At 34.7% G+C, this 16,284-nt stretch carries 15 protein-coding genes; 13 read left to right on the forward strand and 2 right to left on the reverse strand.

Annotation, left to right across the window (positions count from 1 at the left end; genetic code table 11):
* Nucleotides 1-10: 10 nt before the first annotated feature.
* On the reverse strand, nt 11-1,609 hold the full coding sequence (gene bshC / locus ACFEMA_RS11095) for a bacillithiol biosynthesis cysteine-adding enzyme BshC (protein ID WP_411768270.1): 1,599 nt from the start codon (nt 1,607-1,609) through the stop codon (nt 11-13).
* Nucleotides 1,610-1,747: 138 nt separating this feature from the next.
* Here bshC and ACFEMA_RS11100 point away from each other — a divergent pair, with 138 nt between their 5' ends.
* From ACFEMA_RS11100 to ACFEMA_RS11160, 13 genes are all read left to right on the forward strand, one after another.
* A complete protein-coding gene (locus ACFEMA_RS11100; RefSeq protein ID WP_411768271.1) occupies nt 1,748-4,240 on the forward strand; it encodes a M14 family metallopeptidase in 2,493 nt (830 codons plus the stop codon).
* A gap of 25 nt (nt 4,241-4,265) precedes the next feature.
* The gene (locus tag ACFEMA_RS11105; protein ID WP_411768272.1) at nt 4,266-7,109 is read left to right on the forward strand and encodes a M16 family metallopeptidase; all 2,844 of its coding nucleotides are present in this window, start codon (nt 4,266-4,268) and stop codon (nt 7,107-7,109) included.
* Nucleotides 7,110-7,244: 135 nt separating this feature from the next.
* The gene (locus tag ACFEMA_RS11110) at nt 7,245-8,354 is read left to right on the forward strand and encodes a serine hydrolase domain-containing protein (RefSeq protein WP_411768273.1); all 1,110 of its coding nucleotides are present in this window, start codon (nt 7,245-7,247) and stop codon (nt 8,352-8,354) included.
* 72 nt (nt 8,355-8,426) lie between these two features.
* A complete protein-coding gene (locus tag ACFEMA_RS11115; RefSeq protein WP_411768274.1) occupies nt 8,427-9,053 on the forward strand; it encodes an SGNH/GDSL hydrolase family protein in 627 nt (208 codons plus the stop codon).
* Nucleotides 9,054-9,172: 119 nt separating this feature from the next.
* Nucleotides 9,173-9,844, forward strand: a complete 672-nt coding sequence (locus ACFEMA_RS11120; RefSeq protein ID WP_411768275.1) for a DNA alkylation repair protein — start codon at nt 9,173-9,175, stop codon at nt 9,842-9,844.
* 25 nt (nt 9,845-9,869) lie between these two features.
* Entirely contained in the window at nt 9,870-10,436 is a 567-nt protein-coding gene (locus ACFEMA_RS11125; protein ID WP_411768276.1) for an SRPBCC family protein, read from the forward strand.
* 130 nt (nt 10,437-10,566) lie between these two features.
* Nucleotides 10,567-10,986 (forward strand): VanZ family protein, encoded by a 420-nt coding sequence (locus ACFEMA_RS11130; RefSeq protein ID WP_411768431.1) that lies wholly within the window; start codon nt 10,567-10,569, stop codon nt 10,984-10,986.
* A gap of 241 nt (nt 10,987-11,227) precedes the next feature.
* The gene (locus tag ACFEMA_RS11135) at nt 11,228-11,986 is read left to right on the forward strand and encodes a hypothetical protein (RefSeq protein ID WP_411768277.1); all 759 of its coding nucleotides are present in this window, start codon (nt 11,228-11,230) and stop codon (nt 11,984-11,986) included.
* Nucleotides 11,987-12,048: 62 nt separating this feature from the next.
* The gene (locus ACFEMA_RS11140; protein WP_411768278.1) at nt 12,049-12,816 is read left to right on the forward strand and encodes a DUF6090 family protein; all 768 of its coding nucleotides are present in this window, start codon (nt 12,049-12,051) and stop codon (nt 12,814-12,816) included.
* Between the two features lie 33 nt (nt 12,817-12,849).
* A complete protein-coding gene (locus ACFEMA_RS11145; RefSeq protein WP_411768279.1) occupies nt 12,850-14,025 on the forward strand; it encodes an NAD-dependent epimerase/dehydratase family protein in 1,176 nt (391 codons plus the stop codon).
* A 128-nt stretch (nt 14,026-14,153) separates the two neighbouring features.
* A complete protein-coding gene (locus tag ACFEMA_RS11150; protein WP_411768280.1) occupies nt 14,154-14,696 on the forward strand; it encodes a DinB family protein in 543 nt (180 codons plus the stop codon).
* Nucleotides 14,697-14,813: 117 nt separating this feature from the next.
* On the forward strand, nt 14,814-15,179 hold the full coding sequence (locus ACFEMA_RS11155; protein WP_411768281.1) for a DUF2200 domain-containing protein: 366 nt from the start codon (nt 14,814-14,816) through the stop codon (nt 15,177-15,179).
* Between the two features lie 18 nt (nt 15,180-15,197).
* Nucleotides 15,198-15,734 (forward strand): nuclear transport factor 2 family protein, encoded by a 537-nt coding sequence (locus ACFEMA_RS11160; RefSeq protein WP_411768282.1) that lies wholly within the window; start codon nt 15,198-15,200, stop codon nt 15,732-15,734.
* Between the two features lie 56 nt (nt 15,735-15,790).
* Here ACFEMA_RS11160 and ACFEMA_RS11165 read toward each other — a convergent pair whose 3' ends face one another.
* Nucleotides 15,791-16,210: a nucleoside-diphosphate kinase gene (locus tag ACFEMA_RS11165; RefSeq protein ID WP_411768283.1), complete on the reverse strand. Its 420-nt coding sequence runs from the start codon at nt 16,208-16,210 to the stop codon at nt 15,791-15,793.
* Nucleotides 16,211-16,284 lie beyond the last annotated feature (74 nt).

Here is a 16,284-nt window from a genome sequence, read left to right on the forward strand (position 1 = left end):
TATTTTTAATTTAAATTGTTAACACTAAAAAATCACCTTTAAGAGGCTGTAGTGTTTCCATTAATCTCTCAATTAAATTATCTCCATATTCCAAATACAACTCAGAAAAATTTGTGTTTCGTTCTTGTAAGCTTTGACCAGGAAACAGTTGCTCTTGTATATCTGTCATTCGCTCTACCTCATCTGCCAATTTGCGTTTCTGGGCTTTGAGTAAGCGTTTCTCTAAATGCTCCAGTCCTTTTATTTGCTTTACCTCCTGTGCCTTTACTGCACCAACAAAAGATGTATCGGTTTGCTCTGCCAATTTGTATAAGGCTTCAAACTGTGACTTTAGGTGTTCTTTTTGATCTGAAAAGTCGATATCAATATTAGATATCTGACGTACTTTTTTGTTGATAAAGGATTCTCGTTTTAAGAATAAATCAGAATTAGTAACACCTAATTTCTGTTGTTTTTTATCTTGCTTTTCAGACTTTATTAAAGCAGAGTTTCTGAGAAGCAACATCGAAAACGTTACTTTATGACTTTCAAAGTTTTGTTTTAATTGCAGCCAATACGCTAATTCTCCCCCACCTCCTATGTAGCAAAGGTTTGGCAAAATCACCTCTTGATATAACGGGCGCATAATCACATTCGGTGAAAAACGCTCTGGCACTTCATCAAGGTGTTTTAACATTTCAGTCTTACTCCAAGACATAGATGTGTTATTGACTTTATACACTCCATCTTCAAACACAATGCGCTCTCTAATACCTTCATGGATATAGAAAAAATTAATTTCTCTTGGATTGACCTGGATGCCATAGCCTAGACTTTCAAGTTGGGTGTTCACTTTAGTAACATCATTAAAACTGCTCTGGTCTAGCAATTCCTTTTTAATATGTGGAATAAACGACTGTTTTAAATCTTTATGATCTGCATCTATAATAACCAAACCGTGTTTTCCAAAAAGTTCGTTAGCTAAATAACGAGTGGCATCTGCCAAATTTTTATGTTTTAAATAAGCACTCTCAAACCATATTTTTAATTGCTCTGCATTTTCTCCTGGTCCAAAAGCTTCTGCAACAACTTTGTAAACTGCATCTAGCCCTTCCAAATTAAAATGGCCAACAGCTCCTGTTTGGCTACTATTCCATTGAATTTTGGTGCCTTTAAAATTGAAGTAGTTGATTTCTTCGAAGTCATGATCTTCCGAGGCCATCCAATAGACTGGTACAAAATTGTACTCTGGGTATGCTGCCTTTAATTCTTTGGTAAGATTAATAACCGATATAATTTTATATAAAAAGTAAAGCGGCCCAGTAAAAAGATTGAGTTGGTGCCCTGTGGTGATGGTGAATGTTTTTTGTGATGTCAGACTTTCAATATGTTCTGAGGTCAATTCCGAAGTTTCAATATTTTGATATTGTTCTTTTAATACCTCTAAAAGTACCTTTCGACTGCGCTCAAGGTGACCACTTTTAGATTTCTCTTCAATCTGTTCAGCAAAATTTTCTAATGAAGGGTAACGATTATAAAATGCTTTTAATTCAGGCTTTTGATCGAGATAATCGCAAATTAGGTCAGAGAAATAGTTGGTTTCCCTAAATGAAATACATTCAGTTGGCATAGTTTCACTTAAATTCAGGCATAAAGATAAAGCAACTCATAATTTTAATTACTAATTTTTAGTTAATTCAGATTTTTACCTTCAAGTTTTAAAAACAGGTCTTATCTTTACTAACCTTTAAAACCAACATTAATACTCATGCAAAAACTAACATGTTTTCTATTCGTTCTCTTCTGTACTGTAACTTTAAGTACAGCTCAAAATTTAAAATCACCTTCAGATTTTTTAGGCTATGATATCGGCACTCAATTTAGTCGCCATCATCAAGTTGTAGACTATTTTAAGCATGTTGAAAGGGAGATGCCTAATAATGTTAAATTAGAACAGTATGGGGAAACTAATGAAAGACGTCCTCTCTACTTGGCTTATATTTCTTCCGCAGAAAACCTAAATAACATTGAAGCCATTAGAACCAATCATTTAAAAAATGCTGGTTTAATTGAAGGGAGTCCAAGTGACACTTCAATTGCTGTGGTTTGGTTAAGCTATAATGTACACGGTAACGAAGCATCAAGTACAGAAGCCTCGATGCTGACCATTTATAAGTTACTTACAGAAAATCAAGAATGGTTAGAAAATACGTTGGTGATTATCGATCCTTGTATTAATCCTGATGGACGGGATCGTTATGTCAATTGGTTTAATGAAACAGCAAGTAGTCCTTATGATATTGACCCTCAAGCCAGCGAGCATAATGAGCCATGGCCAGGTGGACGACCAAACCATTATCTGTTTGATTTAAATAGAGATTGGGCATGGGCGACACAAGTAGAAAGCACATCTCGACTAAAGGCTTATAATAAATGGATGCCACATATCCATGTCGATTTCCATGAACAAGGCATCAATGAACCCTATTATTTTGCTCCGGCTGCAGAACCGTTTCATGAAATCATTACAGATTGGCAGCGTGATTTTCAAACTCAAATCGGTAAAAACCACGCTAAGTATTTCGATAAAGAAGGCTGGTTGTTTTTTACCAGAGAACGCTTCGATCTGTTTTACCCAAGTTATGGGGACACTTACCCTACTTATATGGGAGCCATTGGTATGACTTACGAGCAAGGCGGACATGGCCGAGCTGGCCTAGGCATATTAAATGATGAGGGGCATGTACTAACATTAGTTGAGCGTTTAACCCATCATACAACAACTGGACTTTCAACGGTTGAAATTTCTTCTCAAAATGCAGAAACACTGAATTCTGAATTTTCTAAGTTTTTTGATAATTCAAACTTAAAATATAAAAGTTATGTACTTCAAGGCAACGCTGATAAAATTGAAAGCTTAAAAGTTTTGTTAGACAAACATGAGATAAAATACGGCAATGCTTCAATCGGAAAAGTTTCTGGATATGATTACAAAACAGGAAAGCAAGGCAGTTTAAATGCTAGTTCAAAGGATTTAGTGGTATCAAGCAATCAACCAAAAGGCAAAATGGTTAAAGTATTGTTTGAACCAGACGCAAAGCTAAGTGATTCGTTGACTTACGATATCACAGCCTGGTCCATTCCTTATGCTTATGGCCTCAACGCCATTGCAAGCACCTCGAATGTTAACACATTAAATTCAATTGAAGGAAAAATGCCCACAATGCTACCAGCGGCTTATGGGTATGTAAGCCAATGGAAAAGTTTAAAAGATGGGCAATTTTTAGCAGCTTTGTTAAAGGCAGATATAAGAGTACGTTTTACCGAAAAACCATTTACTAGCAACGGTAAAAATTTTGACAGAGGCTCTTTAATTATCACTAAAGGAGATAATGCTCATCTCTCTGATTTTTTAGGAACATTGAATTCGGTGGTCAGAACTGAAAACAGAATCCTAGATATTATCAATTCTGGGTTTTCTACAACGACACCAGATATCGGTTCGCCAGATATTAAACTCATAAATCCCCAGAAAATCGCTATACTTTCGGGTGAAGGTACGTCATCTTTAAGCTACGGTGCACTTTGGCATTTCTTTGAACAACAGTTAAAATACCCTGTAACATCGATACATACAGATGATTTTGGACGCACCAATCTAGACAAATACAATGTTCTGATACTACCAAGTGGATACTACGGAAGTGTATTGAATGACAATAACATGAAAAAGCTCAACGAGTGGGTTCAGAGTGGTGGAAAAGTTATTGCCATTGACAGAGCACTAAGTGCTTTTTCAGGAAAAGAAGGCTTTAGTCTCGAGCCTAAAAAGGACGAAGAGGATGCTGAAGAGAAGGATTCAAAACAACATCTTATTTCTTATGCAGAACGAGAGCGAGAGTACGCCAATGATCTTATTACAGGAGCCATTTTTAAAACTAAAGTAGACAACACGCATCCAATGGCCTTTGGTTATGACGACCACTATTTCACTTTAAAACTGGGTAGTTCTGCGTATGGCCTTTTAGATGGAGGCTACAATGTAGCTCATCTCGATAACACAAAGGTGTATTCTGGTTTTGCTGGCCAGCGTGCACTTAAAAAATTAGATGATACTCTTGTTTTTGGTGAAGAGCGTAAGGGTAGCGGTAGTTTTATCTATTTTGTGGACGATGTTATGTTTAGAAGTTTCTGGGAAAACGGAAAACTCTTTTTAGTCAATTCTATCTTCTTTGTGAATAATAATGCGTTTGAACTATAAAACATCAATCAAATACTATAAAACCATGAAAATCTTAAAATTTTGCTTTTTAGCATTGACACTATCTCTTTTTGTAACATCTTGTAAAGACGAACCTAAAGAAGTAGCCCAAGAATTTAAAGTCGATTACGAAAAATTTACTTTAGATAATGGACTCCAAGTCATACTTCATGTCGATAGATCCGATCCTGTTGTGGCTGTTGCACTGACTGCTCATGTGGGTTCGGCAAGAGAAAAACAAGGCCGAACAGGTTTTGCTCATTTATTTGAACATTTATTGTTTTTAGAGTCCGAAAATTTGGGAAAAGGCGGACTGGATAAAATGAGTGCACGTATTGGCGGTTCTGGAGCCAATGGCTCTACAAGTCGAGATCGTACCAATTACTTTCAAACTGTACCTAAAGATGCTCTAGAGAAAATGATATGGGCTGAAGCAGACAAGCTAGGCTACTTTATTAATACCGTGACAGAACCCGTATTGGCGAAGGAAAAACAAGTGGTTAAAAACGAAAAGCGACAATCTGTTGATAATCGTCCTTACGGTCATAATTCCATGGTAATCGATCAAAATCTATATCCCGAAGGGCATCCGTATCACCATACTGTTATTGGTTCGCTTGAAGATTTACAAAATGCAACGCTACAAGACGTCAAAGATTTTTACAACCGGTGGTATGTGCCAAATAATGTGACGTTAACCATTGCTGGAGATATTGATGTTGAGCAAACCAAAGCTTGGGTGAAAAAATATTTTGATGAGATTCCTGCTGGTGAGGAAATTGCAACACTTGAAAAGCAACCTGCCACACTCAAAAACTCAAAACGTTTGTATTATGAAGACAATTTTGCAAGAGCTCCGCGATTAACCATGGCTTGGCCTGCAGTGCATCAATATCACCCAGACTCATACGCTTTGAGTGTCCTTTCCGAATATTTAACGGAAGGCAAATCTGCGCCTTTGTATAAAGTTTTAGTTGAAGACCAAGAATTGACTAGTGATGTCAATATGTATCAATACAGCTCAGAATTGGCAGGACAATTACTATTACAAGTCACCGCATTTAATCAAATTAATCTTAATGATGTCAGTTCAGCAATTAAAGAAGGGTTTGAGAATTTTGAAATCAATGGTATTTCGGATCAAGATTTGGCACGTATTAAAGCCGGACAAGAAACAAATTTCTATAATGGGCTTTCTAGCGTTTTAGGTAAAGGCTTTCAATTAGCACAATACGAAATATTTGCTGGCGACCCAGGCTTTATCAATGAAGATGTTCAGAATATTTTAGCCGTGACCAAAGAAGATGTGATGCGTGTTTACAATTCGTATATTAAAGACAAAAACTTTGTAGCCACCAGTTTTGTCCCTAAAGGACAAGCCCATTTAATACTAGATAATTCAGCATTGGCAGATGTTGTAGAAGAAGAAATCGTAGAAGGAGCTGAAGAATCGTTTGATGCTTCTGTTGCTGCAGAATATGAACGAACACCTTCTAGCTTTGACAGAACTATCGAACCACCTTATGGAGAAAGTCCAGACCTTGCCGTTCCACAAGTATGGAAACGCCAATTAAGTTCTGGGTTAAGTGTGCTTGGTATTGAAAATGACGAAGTACCATTAGTTCAGTTCGAAATAAGAATGGATGGCGGTTTGCTCTTTGAGAACAAAGACAAAGTTGGAGTCTCTAATCTTCTTGCTAACCTCATTACAAAAGGCACCAAAACCAAAACCCCCGAAGAACTCGAAAATGAAATTGCGCTTCTTGGAGCCAATATCAATGCTTATGCAGGTGATGAATTTATTATTATCAGCGGTAATACCTTGGCTAAAAACTTTGATAAAACTATGGCCATCGTCGAAGAAATACTTCTCGAACCACGATGGGACGAAACAGAGTTCGACTTACTAAAAAAGAGCACCATTAGTAGTATTCAGCGCCAAAAAGCCAATCCTAATGCGATTGCTAATACTGAGTTTGATAAAATCCTTTATGGCGAAAACAACATATTGGCGTATAATAACAGCGGTACTGAGGCATCTGTAGAAACTATTCAAATCTCTGATATTGAACATTATTACAACAGCTATTTGAGTCCGACATTAACTACGGTGCAGGTCGTTGGAGCTATTTCAGAAGATAACGTTGTTAATACTTTAGCTCAATTAAATGAAAAGTGGCCAGCCAAAGCTATTAGCATCCCAGAATTACCACCGTTACCACAAGTTGACATGTCTAAGGTGTATTTTTATGATGTACCAAACGCCAAACAATCGGTGCTACAATTTGGGTACCCTGCATTAAAGGTCACTGATGCGGATTATTACCCAGCTACAGTAATGAATTACCGTTTGGGAGGAGGTAGTTTTGCTTCACAACTGACGCAACAATTACGAGAAGGTAAAGGTTATACCTATGGTATTCGATCACGTTTTAGTGGCTCGGATTTACAAGGTGAATTTACAATCAGTAGCGGTGTACGCTCTAATGTCACTTATGAGTCCTCTGCTTTGGTGAAAGACATTATGGAAAACTATGGCAAAAACTACGACTCCACAGATTTAGCAGTGACCAAAGGCTTTACCATAAAAAGTAATGCTAGGGCTTTTGAAACTTTAGGTGCAAAATTAAACATGCTCACCAATATCAGCGCCTATGGTTTTACAGATGATTATGCCAAGCAACGAGAAGCCATAGTAAAGGCAATGACCGTTGATGACATGAAACTTTTGGCTCAGCGCTATATTAAACCGGGTCAAATGATTTATATGGTAGTGGGAGATGCAGCTACGCAATTAGAAAAATTAAAACAGCTTGGTTTTGGTGACCCAGTATTATTGAATCCTAAGCAAGAAGGTTTAGATCAATAACAACAAAAAAAGTAATTAAGAAAGGTGTGTTTATTTCTTATATTTAGGAAATAAATGCACCTTTTTTGTGTGTATATAATGCAGCTAAACATATTATGTTCAGCCAATTGTTAGCGGTAATTAAAACCAACCAATATGAAAAACACAGTAATAGTACTACTAATCATTTTTGTTTCTTGTAAATCACCCTCTGATAAAAAAATAGAATTTAATTCTCTAGAATTAGAACAACTACAGACAAGTATTGATTCACTCTTCAATTCTCATATTGGAGAAAATGAACCAGGAGCAGCACTACTTGTTGCTTATGATGGTGAAATGATAATAGGAAAGGGTTTTGGATTAAGAGACCTAGAAGAAAAAAAACCAATTACAAAAAATACAAATATGAGAATGGGTTCTGTCAGTAAACAATTTACAGCTTTGACCGTTCTAAAACTTGTCGATGAAGGAAAAATATCATTGAGTGATTCTGTTTATTCAATTTTCCCAGTAGAAACTTTTAAAGATGGAACCACAATTGAACAACTAATAAATCATACTTCTGGAGAAGCAGATGCCGAAGAAGCATTTTTTACAGAATGGGATTCCACAAAAATAGCAGAGAATAAAAATGTTTTAGAATGGTATTCCAAAGGAAACCGCACAATTACAAAACCAGGAGAAAAATATCAATACAATAACGGAATATATGAGCTCATCCCTTCCATTGTTGAGAAAGTGAGTGAAGAAGAATTTGCAGAATTTGCAAAAAATAATGTATTCGATAAAGCTGGAATGAAAAAAACGAATTTTTTCAATCTTGCAAAGCCAATTGAAATTGAAGAAAGAGCATTTTGTTATGAAAAAGACAGTTTAGGAAATTGGACAAAAGTGGATGGTCATTTTTTAAATGGCCTTTTAGGAGCTGGTGGAGTATATACGAGTGTAAACGATTATTTCCAGTATGATCTAGCATTAAGAAATAAAACTATCCTTTCTGAAAAAACTCACGATATAATATTTAAACCTAGTTCCACAGAGATAAACAATGGCGTTGAAAGTTATTATGCAATGGGTTGGGGCGTTACTGATAGTACTGCATCACATTCTGGGGGTTGGTTTGGCACAAATACGTTTACCAAAAGGTATTTAGACAAGCCTTTGACAATAGCGATATTTATGAATCGGAATACATTATTCACAAATGACTTAGTTAAAAAAACGGATTCATTAGTTGTAGAATATATTAAAAACTACCGTTAGCAACACCTAAGCTCATTCTGGAAATGCGTTAAAAAAAGTAAGGTCTAGATATAATTTGGGATGAATTATACCATGAAGAAATTTATTTTACTATTAATACTGTCTGTTAGTGTTTATTCAAATATAAATGGTCAGGAAGATGTTGTTAAGAATGACAAAACAGAATTCAATATTTTGTTTGTAGGAAACAGTCTAACTTATACCAACGATTTACCTCAACTTGTTAAGAAGTATGCCAAGCGTAAGGGCATAAAAATAAAGACCAAAATGATTGCATATCCAAACTATGCTATCATTGACCATTGGAATGACGGAAAAATCCAAAAACTAATTGTAAGCAAAACATATGATTATGTTATTATACAACAAGGACCATCATCTCAAAGTGAAGGTCGTAAAATGCTTATTGAAGACGGTCAAAAAATATCCAATTTATGTGCATTATACGATACCAAGCTGTGTTACTTTACAGTTTGGCCATCTCTAAATTATTTTTACACGTTTGATGGTGTAATAAAAAATCATAGAGACGCCGCAGACATTAACAGCGCCATCTTGTTACCCGTTGGTGAGGTATGGAAAAACTATATTGATACCACAGACGATAAGCAATATTACGGTCCTGATGGATTTCACCCTTCAAAAAAAGGAAGTGAGGTTGCTGCACAAGTAATCGTTGAACATTTATTTCAACTTTAAAAATTGAACGCTATTCATCTATAATTAGCTGTAATCTGCTACCCTAAATTTATAACTTCTTTACTATCTTTGGTTTAGATAGGAACGTCCGTTCGATTTTTTTCTATAACGAAACACAGATGTTTAATACAATAAAACAAATGAATCTTTCTTCAAAAGCATATAATATCTATAATCAAATTGACAATGAATCAACCAAACTGGGAGATTTGAGAAAAATTGCCAAGGAAATAAAAAAAGATCATGAATTAGCAATGGATCTTTGGTCAACAGAAGAATTTCTACCTCGTCAGTTAGCGATTTTGATAATGGATAAAAAATGTCTCAATGAAGAGGTGATTGACCAATTAGATAACGACATTAAGAAGCACGGCTATGAAGAGCGCATTCACCTAATTGACTGGTTGATGGCAAATCAATTATCTAAAGACAAAAAATTGATTACACGTATTCAATCTTGGCAAGAACATTCATCACCTTTATTACGGAGAGTCTTTTGGTATTATCAAGCAAGGTTAAGATGGATGGGAAACACAAACCACTCAAATACAGAAGAATTATTGACTGTGATTGAAACTAACCTGCTAAATGAAGAACCAGAAGTACAGTGGGCCATGAACTACACAGCAGGTCAAATAGGAAAATGGCAGGAAAAATATCGCAATAGATGTATAGCAATTGGCAAAAATACTGGTCTGTACAAAGATGAAGTTGTTCCTAAAAATTGTACACCAAGTTACTTGCCTGAGTTTATACGCATAGAATCAGAAAAAGTGGCAAATCAAAAATAAAAACTAACAACCAAAAATCAGACTTATGAAATATTTAAAATACATACTCGGAACTTTAGCCATATTGTTAATTATATTTTTACTTATTGGTGTTCTTAAGCCAGACATCTCTTATGACAGTGAAATAGTGGTCGATAAACCTTTAGAAGAATCATGGCAAGTAATGCAAGACGAGAGCAAAATGGCAGAATGGATGGATGGATTTCAAAACGTTGAACATGTCAGTGGCCAAAAAGGCACTGTCGGATCTGTATCAAACGTCTATTTTATTACTGATGGGCAAGAGATGACCATTAAAGAAACCATTACAGACTTAAAGCCAAACGAATCTATAGAAATGCTGTTTGAGACAGACTTTATGGATATGGATTACAAACTAAACATGACTGCTCTCAACGGAAAAACAAAAATTACGTCGCATACTACCGTTAAAGGAAATGGCATGTTTTCTAAATCATTTATAGCATTGGTTGGCAGTTCATTTAAATCCCAAGAGGATACCAACCTAATGAACCTAAAGGACGTAATAGAGTCTAACACAAAAAACTACTTTCCTGTCGAAAAAGAATCTGTAGAACCCGATAGTGATTAAAGTTACATCAAAAAAGGAACGGAAATTATGGATTGTGGCGTTAATAGTTTTAGTTGCAATCTATGCAACTCTCTTCTTGGGAGGTCAAATTTTGGATTTAATGATTCGCCGACGAATAATAGAAGAAAGTATGTTTTATTTATTCCTTCTGTTAATTTTTGCCTTCATAGTTAGCGGATTGAAACATTCTGACAAAAGACTAGAGTATTGGATTTATGCTGGGGTGATTGCAGTTTATGGTATGGCTATATTAAGGATGGATATTAAGACCTCTGAGCGTTCCCATATGTTTGAATACGGATTACTTTCATTATTAATATATGAGGCTTTAACTGAAAGAAAAAGTAATGGAGTATATGTCAAAACGCCTGTCTTAATCTCAATTTTGGGTGCTGGTACCGTTGGTCTTTTAGACGAATGCATCCAGTATATTATACCGTATCGAGTGTTCGATATAGTAGATATTGCATTCAATTATGTGGCTTCAGTAATCGGAGTATTTATAAGTATTACTGTTAGCAAGATGAAACGAATGTTGATGATCTGGTAGGTGAAATAAAAGGACTACCGCTTTTAATTCTACACTTGAATATGTAAAAACTGTCTTTACACATTGAGTTATTATAAACATAATAAACTCATTACATTCAAACTGTCTATCGTAAAATCTTCTCGATTTTACTACCTTTAGTTCTAAATCAGTATTACATACAACCCTAACCTGAACACTTATTTTAAGATTATAGATATATCTCGTCTTATCCAAAATGTTTTTATAAGCATAAAAGCCAATGATTAAATTCTTTAGAAAGATACGCTACACCCTTATGAGTGAAAATAAAACCAAAAAATATCTGATATATGCAATTGGGGAAATTGTCCTTGTAGTTATTGGGATTTTGATTGCCTTACAAATTAACAATTGGAACGAACTTCAAAAACTGAATAAAAAAGAAACAACTATTGCAAAGGAATTATATATTGAATTGAATGAAAACCTAATTTCGGTTAAAAATCAGTTAGCCTTATGGGAAAACAGAGATAAAAAAATAATAGAAGTCATATCGTTAATAGACTCTGATAATGTAAAACTCACAAACCGAGAATTTGACAGTACATTAATCTATATTATAGCATTTAGTAACTTTAAATTAAAGCAAAGTAAATTTCAAAGGATAATTTCTTTAGAAAATTTTGAGTTCAAAAAATCACCCTCGTTAATTAATTCTATGCTTTCACTTAATGATATGTACATTACGCTAATGGAATATTACAAGCAGAACGATGAAAATTATCACCAATTACTACAACCTTATTTGATAGACAATTATTCAACTGAAAATTTCAACAATATAATTATTGGAAAAAAAACAGAAAGTAAGGTTGACTACCATGACCTGCTCTCAGACTTAAAATTTGCCAATATCATTCATAGTGTTAGAGGCTCTAATGCCCCTTTCGTGCAGAGAATTAAAATAGCTATTAGGCAAATTGAAAGTCTTAAAAATCAATTAGAGACGGTTTATCCTAGCATAAACAACGTGGATTAATCGTGAATTAAAAAACGAAAACACAATAACTTTTGTGTTTCATTATAACTAACCGCTAACCAATGATAAAATTCTTTAGAAAGATACGCTACACCCTTATGAGTGAAAATAAAACTGGAAGATATTTTAAGTATGCCATTGGGGAGATTATTCTTGTTGTGATTGGGATCTTAATTGCCCTTCAGATTAATAATTGGAATGAGACACAAAAGGATAGAATAATAGAACAGCAAATATTAGATGAAATGCTGATATCATTAAAAAACGACAAAAGCACTTTTAAGATGCTTGAAAAACGCTTAATGGACAAGGATAGTGCAATTCAAAAAATCTTAGACTTAAGAGAAAAAAATGGGCTCTTACCTGGTAAATCATTCGGTGGATTAATGGGCATTGCTAGGCAAAAAATCCGTTTTACCTACGACAAAAGTCCGTATGAAAATATAGTGGCGCTTGGTATTAATAAAATGTCCAATAAGGAGCTTCTTAAAACTATCAATAAATACTACACACAAAATTTACCAAGAATGGTTAAGTTCATGGAAACGATTGAAGATGAATACCTTCCAAAATTCAAAAAATCTGAAGAGGAGGCTATAAAAAGAGGTGTTTTAAAGAAACTATTTGTAAAACGAAGTGGAGATGAAAAGTGGAGTACTATGTACCAATCGGATCCAGATAAATTATTGGACGATGAGAATTTCTATCAAGCAATGATAAATGAATTTGAGTATATGTCAAATTCCTTAGGTAGACTCAGAACTTTGATTGATTATAATGATCAGATAATTAACCGCTTAGAAAAGAAAATAACTGATAACGTTCATTAAAACTAATATCGATACGTCAACATATTAAAAATTATGAAAAACAGTACATCAAGACGAGAGTTCATTAAAACTGGTGCAAAGGCAGGTATTGCTGTTCCATTATTATTAACTGGTTTAAGTAGTTGTATATCTGGTAACGAAGAGAAAAAAGAAAAATCCTTACCAGCAACCAAGAAAAAAGGATTGAGAATTCTTATTCTAGGCGGAACAAGTTTTTTAGGCCCACATCAAATCGCTTATTCGATAGAAAGAGGGCATTCCATTTCCACTTTCACAAGGGGAAAAACAGAGCCTACAGTCCATAAAGACCTCTTTAAAAATGTTGAACAACTTATTGGAGACAGAGAAGATAATTTAACAGCGTTGCAGAATCGTAAATGGGATGCTGTCATAGACAACTCTGGACGTAATGCAGAATGGACCAAAAGATCAGCCGAACTATTAAAAGAAAACTGTGATTTGTATCTCTATACTTCATCAACAGGAGTTTATTATCCATATTTAAAAAGCAATTACAAAGAGACTGACCAGGTTTTATTAAAAGAACCTGAAGCTGTTGCAGAAGAAGAGAAATTAGAATATTGGTATGGAGTCATGAAAGCCAATTCTGAGCTTGAGGCAATAAATCAGTTCGGTAAAGATAGAACCATTGTTGTAAGACCGACCTATATGATAGGACCAGCAGACAAGTCTAACAGATTTATACATTGGCCAATACGATTGAGCAAAGGAGGAGAGGTTTTAGTGCCAGGAAAAGCGGATGACATGGTACAATATATGGATGTTAGAGATGTGGCAGAATGGATGATCCGCTTAATTGAAAATAAAAATACAGGTACATTTAATGCCGTTGGCCCTAAAGAGCAACAGAATATGTATTCTTTTGTTGAAGAAGCTAAAAAGGCATTTTCTACCGATAATTCATTAGTTAAAATTGATGATTACGATTTTCTAAAAGAGAAAAATATATACCATATCGTACCTTGGATTATGCCCACAGAGAAAAACAAAGGCTCAGCCAAAGTTAACAATGAAAAAGCAATAGTAAATGGTTTATCATTTACACCATTAGCAAAGACTGTAAAAGACACTTATGACTGGTGGACTTCTGATGCCGTTTCTGAGGAGCAAAGAGAGAAGGTTGAATCAGACCCAAAATCTGTTTTAGCAAGAGAAGAACCTATTCTTGAAGAATGGAAGGCTCGCTAATTGCAACTAGCCGTAACCCTATGATATTAAATTTCTTAATTTTTCAATAGTAAATCAAAACCGATTTGAATTCGAGGAGTTAAGAATTTTATCTTGAGTACCCTTTTTATTAATTAAAAAAACTAACAATGAAAAAAATTAGTGGTTTACCTTCGATTATACTCTTCGCTTTGTTTACATCAGGTTTACTTGCTCAGCAAAACGATTTTGTAAAGGGCTACTTAGAGCGCTTAGAAAATTCAAAAGAATATTTAATCCTAGTTGCGGAAATGATGCCAGAGGAATTGTATAAATACAAAGCCACACCAGAATCTATGAGTTTTGCAGAACATTTAATGCATATAAGTTGGGCAATGGATTGGCACAGTCAATCTTTAATGGGTGGACGTGAAGCTAGAGACTGGAATACAGATACAGAACTCAAAGTTGATGACAAGTCCAAAAAAGAAATGATTGCTACTATTGACAAAATATTTGATAAGACTAAAGCTTTTATTTCAAGTTTCGACTTAGAGAGGCTGGATGAAAGACTAGACTATTTTGGGTTAGACAGAACAAAAAGACAAGTCTTATTATTACTATCTGACCACATAACACATCACAGGGCGCAAATGCTTGTTTACTTAAGACTGAATGGGCTTAAGCCCCCAAGGTATGTTTTGTACCAATAATGAACAGAAGATATCAAGTATCTTATAAGTTGATTGTTGGTCAAAAAAAGTAACTTAGTGCAACTGCTATCAAAAAATTGTGCAATTGCAAGTATAAATATTATGACTTTTTGATATATGAAAACAACACCTAAACATAATGAACGTGTAGCAAATATGACTTTTGCATCCGTATATCCACATTATATCACCAAAGTTGAAAAGAAAGGAAGAACAAAAGCAGAGCTACATGAGGTTATTGAATGGTTAACCGGATTTAACGATAACGATATCAAAACATTGATAGACGATAAAGTGACCTTTAAAACATTTTTTGATAAAGCTAAACTACACACAAATACTCATCTTATAAAAGGAGTTATCTGTGGGTACCGAATAGAGGATATTGACAATAGGTTAACACAAAAAGTACGCTATTTAGACAAATTAGTTGACGAATTAGCAAGAGGAAGAAAAATGGAAAAGATTCTTAGAAAACAATAAACCAACTCTTTATTAGACATGAGAAAACGTAGTTTATCACAAACAGTTGCAATAGCCATATTGCTTTTATGCAGCACAGCTATTCAATCCCAAACCTTAGAAAACTTAAAAGCCATTAATACAACATGGTCAAAATTCTATAAAGCTTTTGAGGCCCTTGATGCCCAATTAATGGCTGATATACACTCTAAAGATTTGGTCAGGGTTTCTGGTGGTAGCCGAATCCTAGATTACAATACTTATATAGGAAATTATAGACAAAGTTTTAAATCGGTAAAAGAGCAAGGCAGTACAAGAAACATCTCATTACGTTTTTTTGAACGTCTTAATGACGGTAAAGCCGCAAGTGAAAGAGGAATCTATAAACTAACTGTTAACAAAGGAAAACAGGACGAGCAGTCCTACTATGGTCAATTCCATGTCATATTCAAAAAAGTAGATAATACTTGGATGATTTTAGTAGATTATGATTCCAACGAGAATAATACCATTGGTGAAAAGCAATTTTTAGAAGCTCACGCTATAGATGATTTCTCTCCATTTATTAATGAATAAATAAAAAGGTCATCCCTTTCAGGACGACCCTTATAAAATTTTATGCAAAAGATAGTTTAGAACTGATCTCTACCAGCAAAATGAAATGCACCTTCAATAGCAGCATTCTCATCACTATCACTACCGTGTACTGCATTTTCACCAATAGAAGCAGCATATAATTTACGGATAGTACCTTCAGCAGCAGCATCAGGGTTTGTTGCTCCAATTAAAGTTCTAAAATCTTCAACAGCATTATCTTTTTCTAAAATTGCAGCGACAATTGGCCCACGAGTCATGTACTCTACCAATTCGCCATAAAATGGGCGCTCTTTATGGATAGCGTAAAACTCTTTTGCGTCAGCAGTCGTCATCTGCGTTAATTTCATTGCTACAATTCTAAATCCTGCAGCATTTATTTTTTCTAATATTGCGCCGATGTGTCCTTTTTCAACAGCATCTGGCTTTAACATTGTAAACGTTCTGTTAGTTGCCATGTTTAATTTTCTGTGTTATATAACGGCACAAGGCCTTTTAAATTCGGTTGCAAAAGTAATGCTTTTATGTTATA

Origin of the sequence: Winogradskyella sp. A3E31, assembly GCF_046720935.1 — a bacterium.
Taxonomy (GTDB): Bacteria; Bacteroidota; Bacteroidia; order Flavobacteriales; family Flavobacteriaceae; genus Winogradskyella.